This window comes from Paraburkholderia lebeckiae (assembly GCF_014201005.1).
In the GTDB taxonomy this organism is placed as follows: domain Bacteria; phylum Pseudomonadota; class Gammaproteobacteria; order Burkholderiales; family Burkholderiaceae; genus Paraburkholderia; species Paraburkholderia tuberum.
In genome coordinates, this window is the sequence record NZ_JACHDK010000011.1 from 155,010 (window position 1) to 175,687 (window position 20,678).

At 63.0% G+C, this 20,678-nt stretch carries 20 protein-coding genes and 1 pseudogene; 8 read left to right on the top strand and 13 right to left on the bottom strand.

Annotated features, from left to right (window positions below; genetic code table 11):
• Positions 1-199: 199 nt before the first annotated feature.
• Complete coding sequence (locus HDG39_RS21890; protein ID WP_184008529.1) at positions 200-1,522, top strand: MFS transporter; 1,323 nt, start codon at positions 200-202, stop codon at positions 1,520-1,522.
• A gap of 20 nt (positions 1,523-1,542) precedes the next feature.
• Here HDG39_RS21890 and HDG39_RS21895 read toward each other — a convergent pair whose 3' ends face one another.
• The 7 genes from HDG39_RS21895 to HDG39_RS21925 form a co-directional block, all read right to left on the bottom strand.
• Positions 1,543-2,199, bottom strand: a complete 657-nt coding sequence (locus HDG39_RS21895; protein ID WP_026225876.1) for an amino acid ABC transporter permease — start codon at positions 2,197-2,199, stop codon at positions 1,543-1,545.
• 2 nt (positions 2,200-2,201) lie between these two features.
• Positions 2,202-2,966: an amino acid ABC transporter permease gene (locus tag HDG39_RS21900; RefSeq protein WP_184008531.1), complete on the bottom strand. Its 765-nt coding sequence runs from the start codon at positions 2,964-2,966 to the stop codon at positions 2,202-2,204.
• 62 nt (positions 2,967-3,028) lie between these two features.
• A complete protein-coding gene (locus HDG39_RS21905) occupies positions 3,029-3,850 on the bottom strand; it encodes a transporter substrate-binding domain-containing protein (RefSeq protein WP_018420884.1) in 822 nt (273 codons plus the stop codon).
• A 62-nt stretch (positions 3,851-3,912) separates the two neighbouring features.
• Positions 3,913-5,007, bottom strand: coding sequence for an ABC transporter ATP-binding protein (locus HDG39_RS21910; protein WP_184008533.1), 1,095 nt, complete (start codon positions 5,005-5,007; stop codon positions 3,913-3,915).
• Positions 5,008-5,032: 25 nt separating this feature from the next.
• Entirely contained in the window at positions 5,033-5,926 is an 894-nt protein-coding gene (locus HDG39_RS21915) for an ABC transporter permease (RefSeq protein ID WP_018420886.1), read from the bottom strand.
• Positions 5,923-6,906 (bottom strand): ABC transporter permease, encoded by a 984-nt coding sequence (locus HDG39_RS21920; protein ID WP_184008610.1) that lies wholly within the window; start codon positions 6,904-6,906, stop codon positions 5,923-5,925. Before HDG39_RS21920 ends, HDG39_RS21915 begins: the two co-directional genes overlap by 4 nt.
• Before the next feature lie 5 nt (positions 6,907-6,911).
• The gene (locus HDG39_RS21925) at positions 6,912-8,006 is read right to left on the bottom strand and encodes an ABC transporter substrate-binding protein (RefSeq protein ID WP_018420888.1); all 1,095 of its coding nucleotides are present in this window, start codon (positions 8,004-8,006) and stop codon (positions 6,912-6,914) included.
• A gap of 491 nt (positions 8,007-8,497) precedes the next feature.
• On the opposite strand from HDG39_RS21925, the gene HDG39_RS21930 reads away from it, so the two are divergent.
• Positions 8,498-9,391 (top strand): LysR substrate-binding domain-containing protein, encoded by an 894-nt coding sequence (locus tag HDG39_RS21930; RefSeq protein WP_184008535.1) that lies wholly within the window; start codon positions 8,498-8,500, stop codon positions 9,389-9,391.
• Positions 9,392-9,426: 35 nt separating this feature from the next.
• On the opposite strand, the gene HDG39_RS21935 is transcribed toward HDG39_RS21930, so the two are convergent.
• A complete protein-coding gene (locus HDG39_RS21935) occupies positions 9,427-10,509 on the bottom strand; it encodes a calcium:cation antiporter (protein ID WP_018420890.1) in 1,083 nt (360 codons plus the stop codon).
• Positions 10,510-10,827: 318 nt separating this feature from the next.
• Positions 10,828-11,187, bottom strand: a complete 360-nt coding sequence (locus HDG39_RS21940) for a BON domain-containing protein (RefSeq protein WP_184008537.1) — start codon at positions 11,185-11,187, stop codon at positions 10,828-10,830.
• A gap of 369 nt (positions 11,188-11,556) precedes the next feature.
• On the opposite strand from HDG39_RS21940, the gene HDG39_RS21945 reads away from it, so the two are divergent.
• Together HDG39_RS21945 and HDG39_RS21950 are read left to right on the top strand one after the other, a co-directional pair.
• Positions 11,557-12,186 carry a DNA-3-methyladenine glycosylase gene (locus tag HDG39_RS21945; RefSeq protein WP_184008539.1) on the top strand — a complete coding sequence of 210 codons (630 nt, stop codon included), beginning with the start codon at positions 11,557-11,559 and terminating at the stop codon, positions 12,184-12,186.
• A 301-nt stretch (positions 12,187-12,487) separates the two neighbouring features.
• Positions 12,488-12,829: a DUF4148 domain-containing protein gene (locus HDG39_RS21950; RefSeq protein ID WP_184008612.1), complete on the top strand. Its 342-nt coding sequence runs from the start codon at positions 12,488-12,490 to the stop codon at positions 12,827-12,829.
• Between the two features lie 263 nt (positions 12,830-13,092).
• Here HDG39_RS21950 and HDG39_RS21955 read toward each other — a convergent pair whose 3' ends face one another.
• Positions 13,093-13,536 (bottom strand): CBS domain-containing protein, encoded by a 444-nt coding sequence (locus HDG39_RS21955; RefSeq protein WP_184008541.1) that lies wholly within the window; start codon positions 13,534-13,536, stop codon positions 13,093-13,095.
• Positions 13,537-13,874: 338 nt separating this feature from the next.
• Between HDG39_RS21955 and ribA the strand changes: the two genes are divergently transcribed.
• The 4 genes from ribA (at position 13,875) to HDG39_RS21975 (ending at position 18,727) form a co-directional block, all read left to right on the top strand.
• Positions 13,875-14,525 carry a GTP cyclohydrolase II gene (ribA, locus tag HDG39_RS21960; RefSeq protein ID WP_018420895.1) on the top strand — a complete coding sequence of 217 codons (651 nt, stop codon included), beginning with the start codon at positions 13,875-13,877 and terminating at the stop codon, positions 14,523-14,525.
• A 503-nt stretch (positions 14,526-15,028) separates the two neighbouring features.
• Positions 15,029-15,577, top strand: coding sequence for a hypothetical protein (locus HDG39_RS21965; protein ID WP_184008543.1), 549 nt, complete (start codon positions 15,029-15,031; stop codon positions 15,575-15,577).
• A 93-nt stretch (positions 15,578-15,670) separates the two neighbouring features.
• Positions 15,671-17,932, top strand: a complete 2,262-nt coding sequence (locus HDG39_RS21970; protein ID WP_311667000.1) for a TOTE conflict system archaeo-eukaryotic primase domain-containing protein — start codon at positions 15,671-15,673, stop codon at positions 17,930-17,932.
• Between the two features lie 114 nt (positions 17,933-18,046).
• Entirely contained in the window at positions 18,047-18,727 is a 681-nt protein-coding gene (locus tag HDG39_RS21975; protein ID WP_184008545.1) for a DUF6880 family protein, read from the top strand.
• Between the two features lie 32 nt (positions 18,728-18,759).
• Here HDG39_RS21975 and HDG39_RS21980 read toward each other — a convergent pair.
• The 3 genes and pseudogenes from HDG39_RS21980 to HDG39_RS21990 form a co-directional block, all read right to left on the bottom strand.
• Positions 18,760-19,069 (bottom strand): annotated as a pseudogene (locus tag HDG39_RS21980) (HigA family addiction module antitoxin).
• The gene (locus HDG39_RS21985) at positions 19,066-19,401 is read right to left on the bottom strand and encodes a helix-turn-helix domain-containing protein (RefSeq protein ID WP_184008547.1); all 336 of its coding nucleotides are present in this window, start codon (positions 19,399-19,401) and stop codon (positions 19,066-19,068) included. Before HDG39_RS21985 ends, HDG39_RS21980 begins: the two are co-directional and overlap by 4 nt.
• On the bottom strand, positions 19,382-19,759 hold the full coding sequence (locus tag HDG39_RS21990) for a type II toxin-antitoxin system RelE/ParE family toxin (RefSeq protein ID WP_184008549.1): 378 nt from the start codon (positions 19,757-19,759) through the stop codon (positions 19,382-19,384). The genes HDG39_RS21985 and HDG39_RS21990 overlap by 20 nt, the downstream gene beginning before the upstream one ends.
• Between the last annotated feature and the right edge of the window lie 919 nt (positions 19,760-20,678).

The following is a 20,678-nucleotide window of genomic DNA, read 5'->3' on the forward strand; positions in this document are numbered from 1 at the left end:
AGCTATCATAGTGGGACGGCCACACCGTGCCTTCGTCGATGGACTCGCCGTCGGCCAATGCCGACATTAGCACCACGACCGATACAGGCGCATTGCTCCTATGGGAGCCCCCGTCGCGTTCGAACGGCTCTCAGAATTGGCCACGACCTTCGTCCGCCGCGGCGCCGAAGTCTCTGCGCGAAGCTCATGGACTTCCGACATGACCCTGCCCAGTCAAGCCCGAAACGTGTCGGTCACTCCGTCGGCTTCTCGCCTGCCGACGCTCAGTCACATACAGATCGCGTCGCTGTGGTTTGCGCTCTTTACCCAATGGATGACGGTCGTTCCGGTGCTCGTGCCGGCACAGGTCGCCGATATGCTCGGACGCGATGCCGCGTTGAAGGAAGGCGTGGCCGGCTCCGTCATTGCGTCCGGCGCATTCATTGCGATGATCGTGGCGCCGCTGGCCGGCGCGCTTTCAGATCGCTGCTCTGCAAAACATGGACGTCGGCGACCGTTTCTCGTCACCGGCGTGTTCGGCACTGCGGTTGCACTGGTATGGCTTGGTTCATTCAACGGCGGGGGGAGCGTAGTGATGTATACGCTCGCATTCCTGCATCTCCAGTTCTGGTGGAACTGGGCGGCGGGGCCGTACGCCGGGCTGGTGCCCGATGTCGTGCCAAAACAGGATACCAACCGCGCGAGCGCATGGCTCAACGTGATGACCGTGCTCGGCACGATCACTGGCAACGTGGTGCTCGTTGTCCTCTATTCGCCGGGCCACCTGTATCCTCCGGTTGCCGCGTTCATTGCGATTATGTTGCTCTGCCTTTGGCTGACGATTCGCGGCTCCCGCGAGCCGACACCTGTCAGATCCCGACAACGGTTCGAGCTCGTCACCTTCATGCGCTCGTTCTATCTCGATCCACGCCTGCACCGAAACTTTTACTGGGTGCTGGTAACCCGTCTGTTCGGCAACATGGGAATCTGGTCGATCTTCACCTTCATGTTGTACTACCTGCAGGACGTGATCGGCATTCGTCATCCGACCAGTCTTATGAATGGGCTGCTTGGCGTCGGCGTGGTGCTAGCGATCCCGGCCAGCTTGCTGGGCGCACGGCTCGCCGACCGGCACGGCGTGGTTCCCGTCGTCCGCCTGACCAGCTGGATCATGGCCGGAGCTGCGATTGGCTTTGTCCTCTTGGCGTTGCATCCAAACCTGTTGCTGGTGATCGCAGTCGGGCTGGTTTTCTGCGCCGCTTACGGAACCTATCAAGCCGTCGACTGGGCACTCGCGCTGCAAGTGTTGCCAGACAATGCGTCCAGCGGCAAGGACATGGGCATCTGGCAAGTGTCGATGGTGCTACCGCAGATCCTCGGCCCTGCCGCGACCGGGTGGATGCTGTCATGGGTCAAGGCGTTTGCCGGTGCCGGACCCGCCTATGTCGTCGCGTTTGTCGTCGCAGCGGGGTGGTTCGTGCTGGCGGCGTGGTTCGTCTCGCGCATCAAGATTGCTTCCCGGCAGCACGTATCCGTGACTTGAACTACAGACTGCGAATCACCTCACCGATGCTGTCCCACCTTCTGCCGCTTTTCGAGCACGCGAGCATACCAGGTCAGCGGAAAACACATCGCGAAGTAGATCATCGCGACCATGCCGTAGATCGGAAACGGCCGGAACGCGGCATTTGTGATCATCGTGCCGGTCTTCGTCAGTTCGGCGAAGCCGATGATCGACGCGAGCGCGGTGCTCTTGACCACCTGCACGAGAAAACCGACGCTCGGCGCGACCGCGATCTTCAGCGCCTGCGGCCACACGATATAGCGCAACTGCTGGCCGAACGTCATGCCGAGGCTCGCACCCGCGGCCCACTGACCGCGCGGCACCGCTTCGACGCAGCCGCGCCAGATGTCGACCAGATACGCGCTCGTATAGAGCGTCAGCGTGACGGTCGCGGCGGCCCACGGCGACACGTCGATGCCGACGAGCGGCAAGCCGAAGAACGCGAGAAAAAGCTGCATCAAGAGCGGCGTGCCCTGAAACACCTCGACGTACAGCACGACGAGGCGGCGCAGCCACGCGATCGGCGACACGCGCATCGCGAGCAGCACTAGCCCGACTATCCCGCCACCGACGAACGCGATCAGCGACAGCAGCACGGTCCAGCGCGCGGCGAGCAGCAGGTTGCGGGCGATGTCCCACAGGGTGAATTCGACCATGATCAGCGCTCCGTGGGCAGAGTGCGCGCGCCGCGCCACATCAGGCGGCTGCGCCAGTTGCGCGGCAAGCCGTCGTTGCCGCTACGGCTGTTGTCACCACGTGCCGCGCGGCCCGCGAACAGCCCGCGGCCGAAGCGGTTCAACAGCTGCCGCAATGCGATCGACATCAGCAGATAGGTCGCCGTGATGATCACGTAGCTCTCGAACGAGCGGAAGTTGCGCGACTGGATGAAGTTCGCCGCATAGGTCAGGTCGGGCACCGAGATCTGCGACACGACGGCCGAGCCAAGCATCACGATCAGCACCTGGCCGAGCAGCGCGGGAAACACGTTGGCGAGCGCCTGCGGCAGCACGACGTAGCGGAACACCTGGCGTCCGTGCAGGCCGAGGGCCTGGGCGGCCTGCACCTGACCGCGCGAAATCGAATCGATGCCGGCGCGCACGATCTCGATCGCGTACGCGCCGAGATTGACGGTCATCGCGAGAATCGCGGCCTGGATCTCGTCGATATGAATGCCGAGGCTCGGCAGGCCGAAAAACACGAAGAACAACTGCACCAGAAACGGCGTGTTGCGGATCAGCTCGACGTAGCTCGCGACCAGCCAGCGCGCCCACTTCGGCCCGGCCGCCGCGACGCTCGCGCCGGCGATCCCCACCAGCCCACCCGCCAGGGTCGACACGGCCGTGAGGCCGAGGGTCACGGCGGCGCCGCGCGCGAGCATCCCCGCATACAGGCCGAAGCCGCTGAAATCGAACGCGTAAGTCATGGCCTCGTGCCCATCGTAGGATCAGATCGCGGCGCGGCCTTCACGGCGCTGCGCCACAGGGTTCAAAGATCGGCCGGCAGCGGCGCGCGCAGCCACTTCTGCGAAATCGCGTTCATCGTACCGTCCTTGCGGGCCTTGGCAATCGTTTCGTCGACCTTTGCCTTCAGGCGCGGCTCGTTCTTGTTCAGACCGACGTGATCGGGCGAGCTGAACAGCGCGAACTTCTGCTCCGGATCGTTCGCCGGATGCCGCGCGAGAATCGTCGCGCCGACGTCGTTGCCGACCACCATCAACTGTACCTGACCAGAAAGAAACGCCGAAATAGCGCCGTTCGGATCGTCGAAACGTTTGATGTTCGCCGACGGCGGCGCGATCTTTGTCACGCTCAGGTCTTCGAGCGTGCCGCGCGCGACCGAAATCGACTTGCCGCCGAGGTCGGCGGCGTTTTTCACCGGCAGCGACTTCGGGCCGAACACCGCGAGGTAGTACGGCGCGTAGGGTTGCGAGAAGTCGATCACTTTTTCGCGCTCGGGCGTCTGGCCGACCGACAGCAACATATCGGCCTTGTGGTCGGCGAGGAAGGCCATGCGGTTGTCGCCGGTGACCGGCACCAGTTCGACCTTCGCGTTGAGCGCCTTGCCGATCAGATTGGCGACGTCGATGTCGTAGCCGACCGGCTTCATGTCCGGACCGATCGAGCCGAACGGCGGATAGTCCTCGAATACGCCGATGCGCACGGTGCCCGACTTCGCGATGTCGTCGAGCGCGTCGGCATGCGCGGCCGACGGCAGCGCGCACAGCGCGCCGAGCGCGGTCATTGCGAGCGTCGCGGCGAGCGTCGCGAACACGCGGCGGGTCGATTGGAGAGCGGGGCGCTGATTCATCATCTGTTCCTCTATCGTCATGCAGTTTTATGGAAGCGAAGCGTGTGTGATGGGTTCGGGTATCAGGCGGCGCGCGCGGCGATCAGCTTGCACGCGTGCGGCGGCAGCTCGGCGAGCACCGGCATGCCGAGCGCGAGCCCGGGCGTTTCGCGCGGCGTGGTCGCGGCGGTCAGCGTGAAGCCCGCGCAATCGATCGTCGCTTCGAGCGAGGCGCCGACGTCGCGAATGAACGTGACGGTACCGGGCAGCCGGTTCGGGTTCGGTGCTTCCGTGGCCGCCTTCACGCAGATGTCCTCGGGGCGAATCAGCAGGCGGATCGCGTCGCCGGCCGCACCCGGCTGCCGCGCATCGGCGAGCGGCGCGCTCGGGTGCGGCGTCACCGCGATGCGCCGTCCGCCCGGCAGGCTCACGACGCCCGCGCCGTCGTACCGCACCGGCAGAATGTTGCCGAGCCCGATGAAGTCGGCGACGAACTCGCTGACCGGATCGCGGTAGATGTCGAGCGGCTTGCCGACCTGCGCGATGCGGCCTTTCTCCATCACGACGATCTCGTCGGCCATCGTCATCGCTTCGCGCTGATCGTGCGTGACCATGATCGTCGTGATGCCGAGGCGTTGCTGCAGCAGGCGGATTTCGACCTGCATCGCCTCGCGCAGCTTCGCGTCGAGCGCGGACAGCGGTTCGTCGAGCAGCAGCAGTTGGGGCTCGGAGGCAATTGCGCGCGCGATCGCGACACGCTGACGCTGGCCGCCCGACAGCTGCGTGACCGGCCGGTTCGCCATGTGCGGCAGCTGGATCAGTTCGAGAAGCTCGGCGACGCGGCGCGTTTGCCTGTCCTTCGCGACCTTGCGCAGCTTCAGCGGATACGCGACGTTCTGCGCGACCGTCATATGCGGAAACAGCGCGAGCGACTGGAACACCATGCCGAAGTCGCGCCGGTTGGCCGGTAGCCGCGTGATGTCGCGGCCGGCAAAATGGATGCTGCCCTCGGTCGGCGTTTCGAGGCCTGCGATCATCCGCAGCAGCGTGGTCTTGCCGCAGCCGGACGGGCCGAGAAAGCACACCAGCTTGCCGTCGGGCACGCTCAGGTCGACGTCGTCGACGGCATGCACGGCGCCGAAGCGCCGCGTGACGGCCTGCAAGGTCAGATGGGTCATCGGAAGCTCCAGCAAGGTGACGGGTTCACAGCGCGACGCCTTCGTCGCCGATCAGCTTTTCGAGCAGCCAGATCAGCGCGAAGTCGATCGCGACGATGACCACCGCGAAACAGAACACGGTCGGATCGAGCGACGACACCGTGCGGCTATAGAGCCATACCGGCAGCGTCATCGTATCGATGCTGTACAGGAAGAACGTCACCGTGAACTCGTTGAACGACACGATGAAGGCGAACAGCATACCGGCGAGAATGCCGGGGCGCATCAGCGGCAGCACCACGTCGATGAGCGCGCGGCCGGGGCTCGCGCCCATCACGAGCGCGGCTTCCTCGAACTCGGGGCCGATCGACGCGACCGACGCCGCGCAGTTCTTCACCGTGAACGGCAGCGCCAGGATCACATGCGCGATGATCAGCCGGCCGACGCCCAGCTCGACCGGCAGCACGTTGAACACCAGCAGCAGCGACAGGCCGAGCATTACGAGCGGATAGACGAGCGGCAGCGCGACCAGTTGCTCGACCATCGGCTTGCCGCGAAAACGGTAGCGCGACAGCGCGTACGCAGCGGGCACGGAGACCAGCGTCGCGATCAGCATCGTCGCTAGCGCGACGACGAGGCTCGTGGTCAGCGCGGCGCCCATCGACAGTGTATCGGTCGCGTCCGGTGACACGAAGCTGTGCCACGCCGCGCGGTACCAGTGCAGGCTGTACGCGTGCGGAGGGAATTCGAGCGTGTCGGCCGCGCTGAACGACATCGCGATCATCGTGAGGATCGGCAGCGCGGCGAGAAACAGCACGATGCCCGCGACGAGCGCGGTCGCGCGGCCGAGCTGGCCGGGCATCGTCTGAGGCAGGCGCGGGAAGCGCGGCAAACGAGGTTCGGTGCGCGGCAGGCGCGAGGTCGGCAGCGGCGTGCTCATGCGTGAGGCTCCCCGGTCAGACGTTGGGTGCGGCGCACGAGCCGTTGCGACAGCGCCATCACGGCGAGCGTCGCGATCATCAGCACCACGCCGGAAGCGGAGGCGGCCGGCCAGTTCAGGAGCGGCGCGACCTGATCGTGCACCAGCACCGCGAGCATCGGCACACGCCGGCCGCCGAGCAGCAGCGGCACCGCGAAGGCGCTCGCGTTGTACGCGAACACCAGCAGCGCGCCCGATACGAGGCCCGGCATCGCGAGCGGCAGCAGTACGTGACGCAGCGTTTGCCAGCGCGTCGCGCCGAGCGTCGCGGCGGCTTCCTCGTACGAGATCGACACCGCGCGCATCGCGCTGGACAGCGGCAGCACGGCGAGCGGAAACGCGGTCTGGATCAGCCCGAGCAGCACACCATGCTCGCGATACAGCCACATCACCGGACGCTCGACGAGTCCGCTCGCGAGCAGCGCGTGATTGAGCAGACCCGCCGGGCCGAGGATCACGAGCCAGCCATAGCCTTGCAGCAGCAGATTGACGAGCAGCGGCAGCAGCACACCCGCGAGCAGCAGCCGGCGCGCGAGCCGCGATGTCGTGCGCGCCATCGCGAGCGCGACCGGAATCGCGAGCACGACCGCGCACAGCATGCTCTGGAACGCGAGCCGCAGCGTCAGCCACAACGACTTCAGGAAGTAGCCATCGAGCAGGTCCGCGTAGTTCTGCAGCGTGAAGCTGCGCCATTCGTTGCCGGACGTGCCGAAGCTCATGCGCAGCACGACCAGCGCGGCCGCGCCGAGTATCGCCAGAAACAGCAGGATCGGCGCAAGTAGCAGCCACGGCCGGGCTTTCGCGAGCGTCGTTGCGCCGGCAGCGGGGTCGGTCACAGCCGTCTCGACGACGGCGGAAGCGGAAGCAGCGCCGCCGGGCGTCGGGCCCGGCGCGGCTTCGTCCGGCATCATCGCGGCACGCCGCGGGAAGCGCGCGAGCATCGTGGTTACGCCGAGAAGATTTCGGTGTAGCGCTTGATCCATGCCGGCTGCACGGCGGCGAGCGCCTTGTCGTCATGCAGCACGGCTTTCTCGGCGATCTGCTGCGGACTCGGCACGAACGCGCGGCTCTCGGCCGGAATCATCGCTTTCGAGTTGACCGGACCGTTCAGCACGTCGGCGGCCATGCGGCCTTGCACGCCGGCGTCGAGCGAGTGATTGATGAACGCGTGGATCAGGTCGGTGTCGCCCGGATGCGCTTTCGGAATCACCGTGAACATCAGTTGCGTCGCGAAGCCTTCCTTCATGCCGTAGGTCACGCCCATCTTGTATTCGGGCTTGCGGATCTGATCCGGGAAAAACGCGGGCGAGTAGATGCCGCCGATGTCGAGCGAGCCCGTGCGGAACAGATCGGCAACCTGGTTCGGGTTCTCGCCGAGCGTCATCACGTGGTCTTTGAGCTGCGCGAGCTTCTTGAAGCCGGGCTCGATGTTCTGCTGCGAGCCGCCGTTCATCTTCGCGGCGATGATCGCGAGATCGACCGCTTCGGCCCACTCGGGCGGCGGCAGGAAAACGCGGCCGGCGTATTTCGGGTCCCACAGCGCCTCGTACGACGAAGGCGGCGTCTTGACCGTCGCGGTGTTGTAGATGAGGCCGTCGGACCACAGCAGATAGCCGACGCCGAAGCCGTTCGCGCCGGTGCGGTATGGCGGCGCGACTTCTTTCAGGTTCGGCAGGCGGTCGAGGTCGGGCTTCATCAGCAGGCCCGCGTCGGCGAGGCCGGAGGCGCCGACACCGGCGAGCGTGATCACGTCATAGGTGGGGCGCTCGCCCGCTGCCTTGACTTTGGCGACCATGCCGGAGGTGCCGTCGGCGCGATCGGCGATGACCTTCGCGCCGGTCTTCGCGGTGAAGGTCGCGGCGATGTTGCGCAGCGCGGCCGTGCCGGTATCGTCCGACCAGGTCAGGATGCGCAGCGTCTTGCCGCTGAAGTTGTGCTCCTGCGCGCGCAGATTGAGGAACGGCATCGGCAGCGCGGATGCCGCGAGCGCCGTACCGATCGTCTTGATGGCCTGCCTTCTACCCCGTTTGATCTGCTGCATGGCGGTCTCCTCTGTTGAACGCCCGTTGCCCATGATTCGCCGTGACCGCTGCCGGATATACCGTGCGTGGATGCACTGTAGGTTTGCCAAAATCACGCAACAATCGAAATATGCGCATGGATCGCATGACGTACGCTCATGGCTCGCCGCCGGCGAACGCGGTGGCGAGCGGTTTGGCGACGCGCCGGGAAGCTACGGGCGATGGCGTATGCGGGTTAACGTCTATATCTGGCTGAGGAATCCCAGCGTTCGTCGAGGTATGAGGAAAGCTCGGTTCTGGTGCGGTTGCTGAGGGCTTTTTGCACCGCGCCGGTGCGACATTCCTCGGTACGGGCGTTTTTCACGCATGCCATGAGTCGAACGCATGCGGGTTTGCCCGCGCGCCCACTCGTGCGCGCATAGCCGATCGCGTATGCTGTGGGCTTGACGGGCAGGGCGGCGAGGGGCGCCGCCGCAGCCACGCAATGATTTTTTCTGATCCTGGACATCCGATGCGACGCCTACCGCCGCTCAACGCGCTGCAGATTTTCGAAACCGTCGCGCGCCATCGCAGCTTCACGCGTGCCGCCGATCATCTGTGCCTGACGCAAGGCGCGGTCAGCCGGCAGATCATCGCGCTCGAGGAGTACTACAAGTTTCCGCTGTTCAAGCGGCACGCAAAGGGGCTGACGCTGACCGCCGAGGGCGAAATGCTGCTGCCGGCGGTCAAGGAGAGCTTCGCGCGGATCGAGGAAATGTCGCTGCGCTTGACGAGGCAGCGCACCGATCTCGCGCTCAAGGTGCCAACCTGCGTGATGCGCTGGATGCTGCCGAAGATCATGCGCTTCCAGTCCGACTATCCCGATCTGCACGTGCAGATCACCACCACCTGGCAGCACGACGTCGATTTCCAGAGCGAGCCGTTCGACGCGGCGATCATCTACGGTTCGTCGCCCGGTGCGGACGTGCAGGCGGTGTCGCTGTTCGAGGAGCGTCTGACGCCGGTCTGCACGCCCGAGCTGCTGAAGGACAAGCCGCTCGCGCAGGTGGCCGATCTCGGGCGCCACACGCTGCTGCATCCGACGCGCGATCACCGCGACTGGAAGATGTGGCTCGCGAAAGTCGCGGAAGCCGATTCGGCGGGCGCCGCGACGATCGACGCGGAGGTCGGCCCGAGCTTCGATACGCTCGACATGGCGACCAACGCCGCCGCGCAGGGCTTCGGTGTCGCGATCAGCGACCTCGCGCTTATCGACGAGGACGTCGCCGCCCGGCGCCTCGTGCGGCCGTTCGATACCGTGCTGAAGACCGGCTGGCGCTATTACTTCGTGTATCCGGACTCAGTCGCGCAACAGCAGAAGCTGAATCTGTTCCGCGACTGGATCGCGGAGCATTGGGAAGAGTGAGGTTGCCGTCCGCCCGCGCCGGATAAGGCATCGCGTCAAGGCGCGAACGACAGAAACAGATAAGCCGCGAACAGCGACAGATGCACGGCGCCTTGCAGAATCGTCGTGCGCCCGGTGCTGAGCGTCAGCGTGGCGACCACCAGCGTGAGCGCGAGCAGCACCATGTCCTTGCCATCGATGCCGAGCACGATGGGCTGACCGATGTACAGGAACACGCCGGCGACGGTGGGAATGGTCAGGCCGATACTCGCCAGTGACGAGCCGAGCGCGAGGTTCAGGCTGGTCTGCAGACGGTCGGCGCGCGCTGCGCGCAGCGCCGCGAGTCCTTCCGGCAACAGCACCAGCGACGCAATCACGATACCGACCACCGCCGGCGGCGCGCCCGCGCTCAGCACCGCTGACTCGACCACCGGCGACAGCACTTTCGCGAGCAGCACGACCGCGACGAGGCTCACGAGCAGCAGCGCGCCGCTGATGGCTGCGAGGCGCGCGCCGGGTGGCTCGGCATGGACGTCTTCGTCGGGCACGCCGGCGAGGAAGTAGTCGCGATGGCGCACCGTCTGCACGAACACGAACACGCAGTACAGCACCAGCGACGACACACCGGCAAACGCGAGCTGCGACGGCGACAGCACAGGCCCGGGGCTGGTGGTCGTGAAATTCGGCATCACGAGCGTCAGGACCGACAGCGACGCGAGCACCGCCAGCGCGGCCGCCGCGCCGCGGCTCTGGAAGTCCTGTTCCAGATGGCGGATGCCGCCCACCAGCAGACACAGCCCGACGAGCCCGTTGCAGACGATCATCACGGCCGCGAATACCGTATCGCGCGCGAGGCCGGCCTTCTCGGGACCGGACGTCAGCATCACCGAGACGATCAGCGCCACCTCGATCACCGTGACGGCGACCGCGAGCACCAGCGTGCCAAACGGCTCGCCGACGCGATGGGCGACCACTTCGGCATGATGCACGGCGGCAAACACGGCCGCGCATAGCGACACGCCGGCCAGTGCGAGCAGCAGCGTATTGCCCGGCATCGCGTAGGCGGCGCCGAGCACGATCCAGCTAACGATCGGCGCGACGAGAGTCCAACGAGGCAAGACGGTCGCGGACGAAGTCATGCGGCCTTCCTTTCGGTGCGTGTGTGAACCTGAAGTAATATCTTAACAAGTGACGTTAAGCTATTAAATTATTGGGGATAACTCGTCACGAGAAGCCGTCGCCACGCGGTCGGGTCGTCATCGCGACGCGCGTCGCGCATTAAAAATATCGCGGTTTCGGGGGTGCGGGGAATCGCCGCGTCGGATGGTGCGATGGCCGCACCGTGAGGCAATGGTGTCGAGCGCTGGATCGGAGGGGAATTGGCGTCGCGGCGGAGCTTTCCGCCGTCGACGCCAGCTTGCTGCTATTACCGCAACTTCTTCGGCCGTTCGACCGGATTACTGGCCCATCGCGCGGATCGACAGTGCGCTCTTCACCGACGTCACGCCTGCCACGCCTTGAGCGGCGTTCGTCGCGAGTTCGATCTGAGCCTGTTCCGGCACCGAGCCTTCCAGCGTGACGGCGCCGTCGCGTGCGCGCACGGTGATGTTGCCGACGGTCACGCCCTTCGTACGCGCGAGCGCCGCGCGGACCTTCTTCTGCAGCGCGCGATTAGCCGCGCGAGTCTGCTTGGCGGTCGGTGCCGTTGCCGCCGGCGCTGCGGTCGCGGCCGCATCGCTGCTTTGCGCGTACGCGTTGAGGGAAGCGAGAACGACCAGCGCGCCGCCGATCATCTTGATTGCCGAGAATGCTTTCATTCAACCATCTCCTGTTGTCGTAGAACGTCGATCCCCGGATGGGGTCGATTTTTTTACACCAGCGGGTACAGCGGGATTCAATGCCAATGGAACAGGTACAGCAGTCTGCGAACGCTTTCAGCCGACACGCGGTTTCAGCGAGCCGCGAAGCGCGCGCCGAAACATGCAAACGGCCGTGTGACCGGCCGGATGCTCACAATACAACAATTGGTGCCATGTTGACTTCCATGGCGCAGAAAATGAGGCTTCGGTACAACGAATTTGTCGATCGCAGCCGGTCGATGACGTGGGAGTGGGGCGACTGCGCGCTTGTCGCGAGGCCATAGGTTTCAGCACCGATTTCAGCACCGACTCAAGGACCCCCTGCGCATGCGAAACGAAGCTCTTCCGATCCGACCGTTGCGCCGCGGGGATCTGCCGATCGATACCGTGGAACTCGCGCGCTTCATGGTCGGCAAATATCTCGTGCACGATCTGCCCGAAGGACGCCTGAGCGGACGCATCGTCGAGACCGAGGCGTATCCGCTCGGCGACTCGACGAGCCATGCGTTCATCGGACGTCGTCTGTACAACGGGTCGATGTTCCTCGCGCGCGGTCATGCTTATGTGCGGCTGACCTACGGCGTGTCTTACATGCTCAACATGTCGTCCGAAGCGGAAGAGGTCGGCGCCGGCATCCTGCTGCGCGCGATCGAACCGCTCGAAGGACTTGCTGTGATGGAAGCGCGCCGTCCCGGCGTGCCGCTGCGCGATCTCGCGCGCGGACCCGGCCGGCTGACGGTGGCGTTCGGCATCGGCCAGGCGTTCGACGGGCGCGATTTGTGTACGGGGCGGGGGCTATGGATCGGCGTGATCGAGACTGGCGACGCGCCGATCGGCGTGACGACGCGCATCGGCTTGTCGCGCGAGATGCACCGGCCGTTGCGATTTTTCGAGCCGGGCAGCGCGTTCGTCAGCGGCCCGCGCAAGCTACTGACGATTCCGCATTCGGGCGCATGAGTCGCAGCTACGCGCGTAGATCGATTCAGACGTTTCGGCGTGCGGGCAGGCGAATTCTTTCTTCGATCAGACGTACTTGGGAAATATCAGACGCAAAGGTGATGATCCGGGCAATTGTTACCCGGAAGATCATGCTAACGAAGGCGGTTCCATGATATTTCCGAAGTTTGTTGCGAACTGAGCAATTTTCTATCTCGTAATTAAGGGTTTTCCCTTGGCCGTGCGGTGGCTAGACTGAATTCATTCGCTGGACAGCAAGGTGTCGGCGATGCAGTTAAAACCACATTGGAGGGAAGTCATCATGAAATCGCTGATCAAGGCAGTTGCCATTGCAGCCGTTGTCGCCGCGCCGGTCGTATCGTTCGCGCAGTCGAGCCAGCAGCCGGTCACCCGCGCGGAAGTCCGTAGCGAACTGATCCAGTTGGAACACGCAGGCTATAACCCATCAACCTCGAGCGACCCGAATTATCCGGCCGACGTCCAGGCCGCCGAGCAGCGCGTGCAAGCGCAAAATCCGGCCGTCGCGCAAACCCAGCCGAGCGCTGATACCAGCGGTTACGGCGCGCCAATGAGCGGATCGACCCAAGCGGGCGGCATGAAGCAGCCGATGAGCGGCCCGAAGAGCGTCTATTTCGGTAACTAAGCAGGCAGCAGAAGCTGTGTGCGCGTCGCTTGACGGCGCACACAGCGTTTCATACCCGGTACTGTTTCAACCGTTTCAACCGAGTGCGTCGCACTCATGCGCGCGCGAGCGTGTCATCCGCGCGCGTTGCGTTCCTCTTTCCGAAGGAACCTCCGCTGCCGCAAGGTAGCTTGGCCCAAGCTCTTCGAGGTTTGGGCTTTTTTTGCGTCTGGTCCCGCGCGGATGATCGATGCGGTGTCGCTCAGCGAAAGCCGTGCTGCCTGTTAGAGCCGTTCGCCGTGAATATAGAACTCGAGTTGCTGAATCGTGAACTGCTGTTCCGCGATGATGTCCTTCACGAGGTCGCCAATCGACACCATGCCGACCAGCCGCTCGTTGTCGATGACAGGCAGGTGACGCATGCGCCGCTCGGTCATTAGCGCCATGCAGTCTTCGGTCGTCTGGTCCGGACGAACGAAGCGCACCGCCTTGCTCATGATGTCGCGCACCGGCGTCGCCTTCGACGACCGGTCCATCAGCACGATCTTGCGCGCGTAGTCGCGCTCCGTGACGATGCCGGCGATGCTGTCGCCGTCCGTCACCACCAGCGCGCCGATGCTTTTCTCGGCCATCAACCGGATCGCCTCGTAGACAGAATCGTCGGCGCCGATCGTGTAGACGTCGGAGGGGTTCGGTTTCGTTTTAAGAAGCTGTGCAACGCTTGTCATGGAGCGGCTCCGTTTCGCAATGCAGCACGCCGAAGTGGCGCACGGTCGTGAGGGACAGGCGATACCAGTATAGGCGCGACGTGCGCCCGCGGTACACCGGGAATACCTCGGGCGTGCCGGACGACGCGCGCTGGATTGGCGCGGTCCGCGCGGGCTTGTTTCGGGTCTCGGGCTCGTGTTTCGCGTGATCCGCGTGTGCCTGGCGTGGCTTGTCGCGGGTCAGCGTCCCGTGCCCGCAAAGGGGCATCCACGTGCTGCAAGCGGATTAGCGGTAAACTCGCAGTCCACACCTTATCCCCGGCTCGACCGGGTTCATGCCAGCACCATTGTTCAACGCCATGCTCACGTCTCAGGATCCATTGCCCGCAGCGGACGGCGCCGTCACCGGCGAATGCGTCGTGCTAGACGCCACCGCCACGCTGCCCACGCGCTACGGCACGTTCACTTCCTATGTGTTTCGCGTGGTCGACAGCGGCGCCGAACATCTCGCGCTCGTGATGGGCGATGTCGCCAACCAGTCGTCGGTGCTGACGCGCCTGCATTCGGAATGTCTGACGGGCGACGTGCTCGGCTCCTATCGCTGCGACTGCGGCGAGCAGCTCGATCTCGCGCTGCGCTATATCGCGGCGGAGGGTTGCGGCGTACTGCTGTATCTGCGCGGCCACGAAGGACGCGGCATCGGTCTGTCGAACAAGATCCGCGCGTATGCGTTGCAGGAGCAGGGGCGCGATACCGTCGAAGCCAACCTCGATCTCGGCCTGCCCGACGATTCACGCGAATACGATTCGGCCGCGGGCATCCTGCGCACGCTGAAGGTAACGTCGGTGCGGCTGATGAGTAACAATCCCGAAAAGTTCGACACGCTGTCGAAGCACGGCATTCCGGTGTGCGAGCGTGTTGCGCTCGCGATTCCGATGCGCGAGGAAAACGAGCGGTATATCCGCACGAAGCAGCTGAAGTTCGGGCATTACTTCGACGAGAATGAGTAGCTTCGGCTTGGACGGAGACAGTCCATCTGGGCTTGGGTGGTGCGCCGTAGTCGTTTGATATATAAAGATTTTCTTCGGCGCATGGCGATCTGGCGGCGCGGGCGTTTCCCATTACTACAATAATGACCGAGAGTAATGCCCGCTTCGTGAAAAGCGGTACGGTCGTTGTTCGTAGTCGATTGATTTAAAAGAGATTGGTTGCTCAGATCTAAACACTCGGGCGATGGGTTTCCGCTCACTGTCCTATGTTTTACGGACGACGCCGGCGTAGGTTTTTTCCTCGTTGTGCGAAAACCTACGCCATGTGTCCTTTTTCCCAAAAAACCGACGCCGGGAATCGGATCGGCAATCTTCCGTGCATCGCCAAGACGCTGCTCTTTGACAAAGGGATCATTGCGTTCGCGGACTGGAGATCAACCGATGCTGTACGGGCTCACGCCCGATTCGTTGCGAGTAGAATCCGTCGGGAGCCAACACTCAACGTACACAAGAGAGTTTGCGTATTGAACTCATCGAAGAAGCCAAATCCGACGTGGACTGACGTCAAATCCAAACTCACTGACTTCGATCGCTCCGGCCTGCTTGGACTGATTCAGGACTTGTACGGCGCCAGCAAGGACAACCAGGCGTTTCTCCATGCACGTTTCGCGCTGGGCGGCGATGTGCTGAAGCCGTACAAGGCTGCGGTCGACCGCTGGCTGTGGCCGGATGTGTTCAAGAATCAGGGCACCTCGGTCGCCAAGGCCAAGAAGGCGATCTCTGACTACAAGAAGGCTATCGGCCAGCCTGAGGGGCTGGCGGAGCTGATGATTTTCTACTGTGAGTGCGCTGCTGGTTTCAGCGATGACGTGGGCTTGCAGGATGAGGGCTACTTTGACGCGTTGGTGCGCATGTTCGATCAGGCGCTGAAGACCGTCAGCGCGCTACCTGACGGCTGCCGACCAGCACTTCTTGCTCGGTTGGACGCAGTCCGTCGCATGAGCCATAACTTCGGGTATGGCGTCGGCGACGCCATGGACGAGTTGCTTGCCGAGTATGAGGTCGATGACTGACCGCGATCTCATGGCGGCATTGCAAGCGGAGAACGCTCGTCTGATCGCGCTACTGGATGCCCACGGCATCGAATGGCGCCTGCACCTCAAACCGTGAACATTCCCGAGACGGTGGGGTTCTCGCGCATGTCCACCGATGAAAAAGTTACGCTCTTCCGCAAGCTGTTTCGCGGCCGTACCGACGTCTATCCGGTGCGATGGGAGAGCAAGACCACTGGCAAGTCCGGCTACACGCCGGCTTGTGCGAATGAATGGCGCGCCGGAGTGTGCGAGAAGCCGCGCATCAAATGCGGCGATTGCGGCAACCGCCTCCTGCTACCGCTTTCCGACGCGGTTATCTACGATCACCTTGCTGGCGGGCACACCGTCGGCGTTTATCCCTTGCTCGAGGATGACATCTGCCACTTCCTGGCAGTCGACCTCGACGAGGCCGAGTGGCGGGACGATGCTCGAGCGTTCGTGCTGTCCTGCCATGAATTGGGCGTTCCCGTGGCACTGGAGATTTCGCGTTCAGGGCAAGGGGCACACGCGTGGATCTTCTTTTCGGCCAAGGTGTCTGCCCGCGATGCCCGCCGCCTGGGGACGGCCATCATTAGTCACACCTGTTCCCGCACCCGGCAGCTTCAGCTTTCGTCCTACGACCGCTTGTTCCCGAATCAGGACACGATGCCAAAGGGCGGCTTTGGCAATCTGATCGCGTTGCCGTTGCAGAAACGGTCGCGTGAGAGCGGATGCTGCGTTTTCGTCGATACCGATCTGCATCCCTATGCTGATCAATGGGCGTTCCTCGCCTCGATCGAGCCGATGGCACCTCAAGACATAGAGCCGACAATCCTGCGAGCTACCGGAAGCACTCATCCGCTGGATGTGACGTTCATTGACGATGAGGACTTGTCCACGCCGTGGAATCGGAGCAGCACGCCCACGAAGAAACTGGCTGGGAAGATGCCGGGTTCGTCGACGGTGACACTCGCCAACCAAGTCTATTTCGAGAAGGCGCAACTGCCGCAGTCTCTGGTCAATCGTTTGATCCGGCTTGCGGCTTTTCAGAACCCCGAGTTCAATCGGGCGCAAGCAATGCGGATGTCGGTGTGGGATAAGCCACGCGTCATTGGGTGCGCCGAGAATTATCCGCAGCACATCGCGTTGCCGCGTGGCTGCTTCGAAGCTGTCGCCGAATTGCTGGCAGGTAACGGCATCCGCTGCGATTTGAACGACGAGCGGTTCGCTGGCACGCCGATTGATGTCAGTTTCACCGGCACGCTGCGTCTCGATCAGGAGGCAGCGGTTTCGGCGATGCTACACCACGATACTGGTGTGCTTTGCGCACCGACTGCGTTCGGCAAGACCGTCACGGCCGCTGCGATGATCGCACGTCGGGGCGTGAATACGTTGGTTCTTGTGCATCGCGCCGAATTGCTCAAGCAATGGCAGGAGCGTTTGCAGGCATTCCTGGGTGTCGGCAAGGGCCTGGTTGGTACTATTGGTGGCGGCAAGACTAGACCGACGGGGGTGATCGATATCGCTGTAATGCAGTCGGTCTCGCGGCAGGGCGAGGTGAATCCACTGGTGGAGAACTACGGGCACGTGATCGTAGACGAGTGCCACCATGTCGGTGCCGTGTCGTTCGATGCCATCCTGAAGCGAACAAAGGCGAAGTTAGTGCTGGGCCTCACCGCGACGCCCATTCGCCGCGATGGGCAGCAGCCGATCATCTTCATGCAATGCGGGCCGATCCGATACACGGCAGCCAAGCCGGCCGGTGCGCCTGACGACTTGGAGGTGGTGCCTCGCTCGATGCCTGCTCCCATCGATTTGCCGGCTGATGCAGGCATTCAAGATGTGTTTCGGCACCTCGCCAACGACCAGACGCGAACCGAGGCCATTGCCGCCGAGATCAGCGCCGCCGTCGAACGCGGTCGCAAGGTTCTTGTGCTGACCGAGCGTACCGACCATATCGACGCAATCCTTCGCGCGCTCGAAGGCGTGGTGCCAGCACCGTTTGTGTTGCATGGTCGGCTGTCCAAGAAGCAACGAGCGGCGCTGATAACCGACTTGGACGCCTTGCCTTCCGACGCCTCTCGCATTCTGCTGGCCACCGGCAAACTGGTCGGCGAAGGTTTCGACCATCCGCCGCTCGACACCTTGGTGCTTGCGATGCCAGTTTCCTGGAAAGGTACGCTGCAGCAATACGCCGGACGCTTGCATCGCGAGCATGCCAATAAGACGGACGTGCGCATTATCGATTTCGTCGACGCGGGCCACCCAGCTCTGCGGAAGATGTGGGATAGGCGGCAACGAGGTTATAGGGCGATGGGCTATCGCATAACCACCGCCTCGATCAATGGAGAATGATCGTCGATATGGAGGGACGGTTTGCCGACTGGATTCGATGTGCTGGCCGGAGGCGTGGACTATTCTATTCCGGCCGATTACGGCCTCAGATGCTTTCGTTCAGCAGGAGCAGCGATGTCGAATGAGGAAAATCCGATCGATGTCAAAGCCTTGGTCACCCTGGGACCGGAACGCCTTGCGACGTTGCTGGCCGAGGCGGCGATGATGAATCTGTGCATGCGGCGTCGCTTGCAATTCGAACTGTCCGCGCAAAAAAAAGAAAACGTGTCGGAGACCGTTCACCGGTGGATCAGCGACCTAAGCGAACATACGTCGTTCCTAGACGCAGAACAAGTTGACGAACTGGCTAGAGAACTCGAGGCCATGCGCGCCGCCATTGTCTCGAATGTCTCCCGGGCTGCCCCGAAGCTTGCGCCGGATCTGATGTGGCAGTTTTTCACGCTCGCCGGAACCGTATATGAACGTACGACCGAAGAGGGATGGGAAGTCAGCCGAGTTTTCGATCAGGCGTGCGCTGATCTCGTCAGAGTGAGCGTCGACGCAGAGGTCGAGCCGAAGCTGTTTGCCGCAAGAGTCGTCTCCGCTATCAGCTCCAACGATTACGCAGAGTACAGCGCCCTGATTCCGGCGATTGCATTCGCTCAGCCGTGGGCGTCCGCCTACGTCTCCGAGATCAGGGCCTTGCTCCAGCGATTGCTGGACGATCCGCGCGGACCGAACGGCAGCCCGAACAGCGAGCACAGCCGAATTTTGCAGCGCGCCTTACGGGAACTCGATTCCCCCTCGACAGCATAGACGGATTGAGGATTTTGACATCGCCGCCCGTCTCAGGCGGCGAGAGGGGCTCGCTCGACGTGCGGCACGCCTTTCTGGCGAGCCGGCCAAAGGTCGTAGGCTGCGTGTTGAGCAATCCACAAGTCGGCGCGCACACCATTCTCGATGCCCAACCATTGCTCCAGACGTAATGCCATTTCGGGCGAGATCGCAGCATGGCCATTCAACACGTGCGACAGAGCAGTGCGCGTCACGCCAAGCTGCTCGGCTGCTTCCGTGACCGTGAGCCCTAGTTCGGGCAATACGTCTTCGCGCAGCGTTTCGCGTTTCGCCGAGGTGCGGCGGATTAGCGGATCGCATCAAGCGACCGCGAGCGTGAGATGCCCGATCGGTTCGGTGGCCGGCCGTACCTTGATCTCGATGTCGTAGCCGAGCCGGTTCAAGCAGTCCATCAACTTGCGCTCGGACAGGTTGGTGAAGTCACCATGCATCATGCCCGACACCTTCGGTTGCGGAATGCCCATGCGTTTCGCCGCCGCTTGTTGGGTGAGTCCAAGGGCACGCATGGCTTTTCTGATTTCGATTACCAGACCGGTCTTGATCTTCAGCTTTTCTGCATCGGGCAAGCCAAGGTCGGCATAGACATTGCCCGAACCGCGCTGAACCTCGACGCCTTCAATGATTCGTTTTTTCATTTCGTAGCTCCTGTGCCAGTGCTTCGGCCACTTTCAACCGAGCGCGAATGATGTCCATGTCGCCTTTCGGCGTGGCGATCCCACTCTTGCTCTTTTTCTGGAAGCAGTGCAGCACGAACACCGCCTCTGCGAACTTCACTGTATAGACGGCCCGGTACGTGCCGCCGGTATCATCCTCGACGACCTCTAGCACGCCGGCTCCGCCGAAGCCCTTGAGCACCTTTGCCGCGTCGTCCTGGTCGCCCATCTGTGCCAATGACAGCGCGTAACCGAAACGCCGGCGCACATCGGGCGGCAACGCCATTAGGTCCTTATAGCTGCTCGCAATCCATTCGAGAGGTTTTTCTTTGTCGATCATTGGCATATTATACCTGTTCAGGTAACACTGCTGCAATCCGACGGCAAGTGTACTCAACGACAAGGGCGGACTCTTCGCCGATCGACGAACCTTCCTGTAGCCGAACCGGCAGCGAGGACGTAGGTTTTTCGCCTTTTGAGACGACCTACGCCATGCGCCGGATCTGGGCGCTCGGGAAACTGCGCGTCGAGGTGCTTGACGTGGCGATCCAGGGAGCTTGGCTGGGACAACATCATGGTGCGGTATGTCAGTCAACTCGAAAGGCCGCAACCGGGCGCAGCCCCGAGGCTACGTACAGACGTTGACAAGCTGCCAACCCAAAACGTCGGGAAGTTTGTTGAGCGGCTCGCGCGGACCTACGGCATTCAATACCGCCGCTCGGGCCTCGATGATTTTGCAGAGGCAGTGACGCGAGTCGCGGGTTACGATGTCGAACTCGATCTCACGGGTAAGCGGGTGGTTGCACTTGAGAAGCAGAATCGGATTAACGGCCGGCAGTTTGCCCTATCGATGGCGAACCATATAAGGGAGATCAAGCGTGTTCGACCCGTTCGGGGACTACGAAGGGAGAACTAAGCTGTGCGCCACCCCTGAGCGGCGAATTCCACGGCATATGTGGCGTAGGTTTTGGCGTAGGTTTCATCGAACAGCGTTGCTGGGCAAGGCCAATGCATTACTTCGACGAAAACGAGTAAACCGGCTCGATAAGCGGGTTGGTGGCAGCTTGCGGCGCGGTGCTTGCCACCACGGCGGCACCTTCAGCGCCGCTTGACCCGCCCGCGGCTCATGACTGAGAAGCTAGAACACGCCGAAATCGTCATTGCTGTCGGGAATCGCGGCGAGCAGGTTCGCAAGCGCGCGCCACCCCATGAAGCTCGATAGCGTTATCGCTACGCGCAGCCAGCGCTCGGCGCGTGAG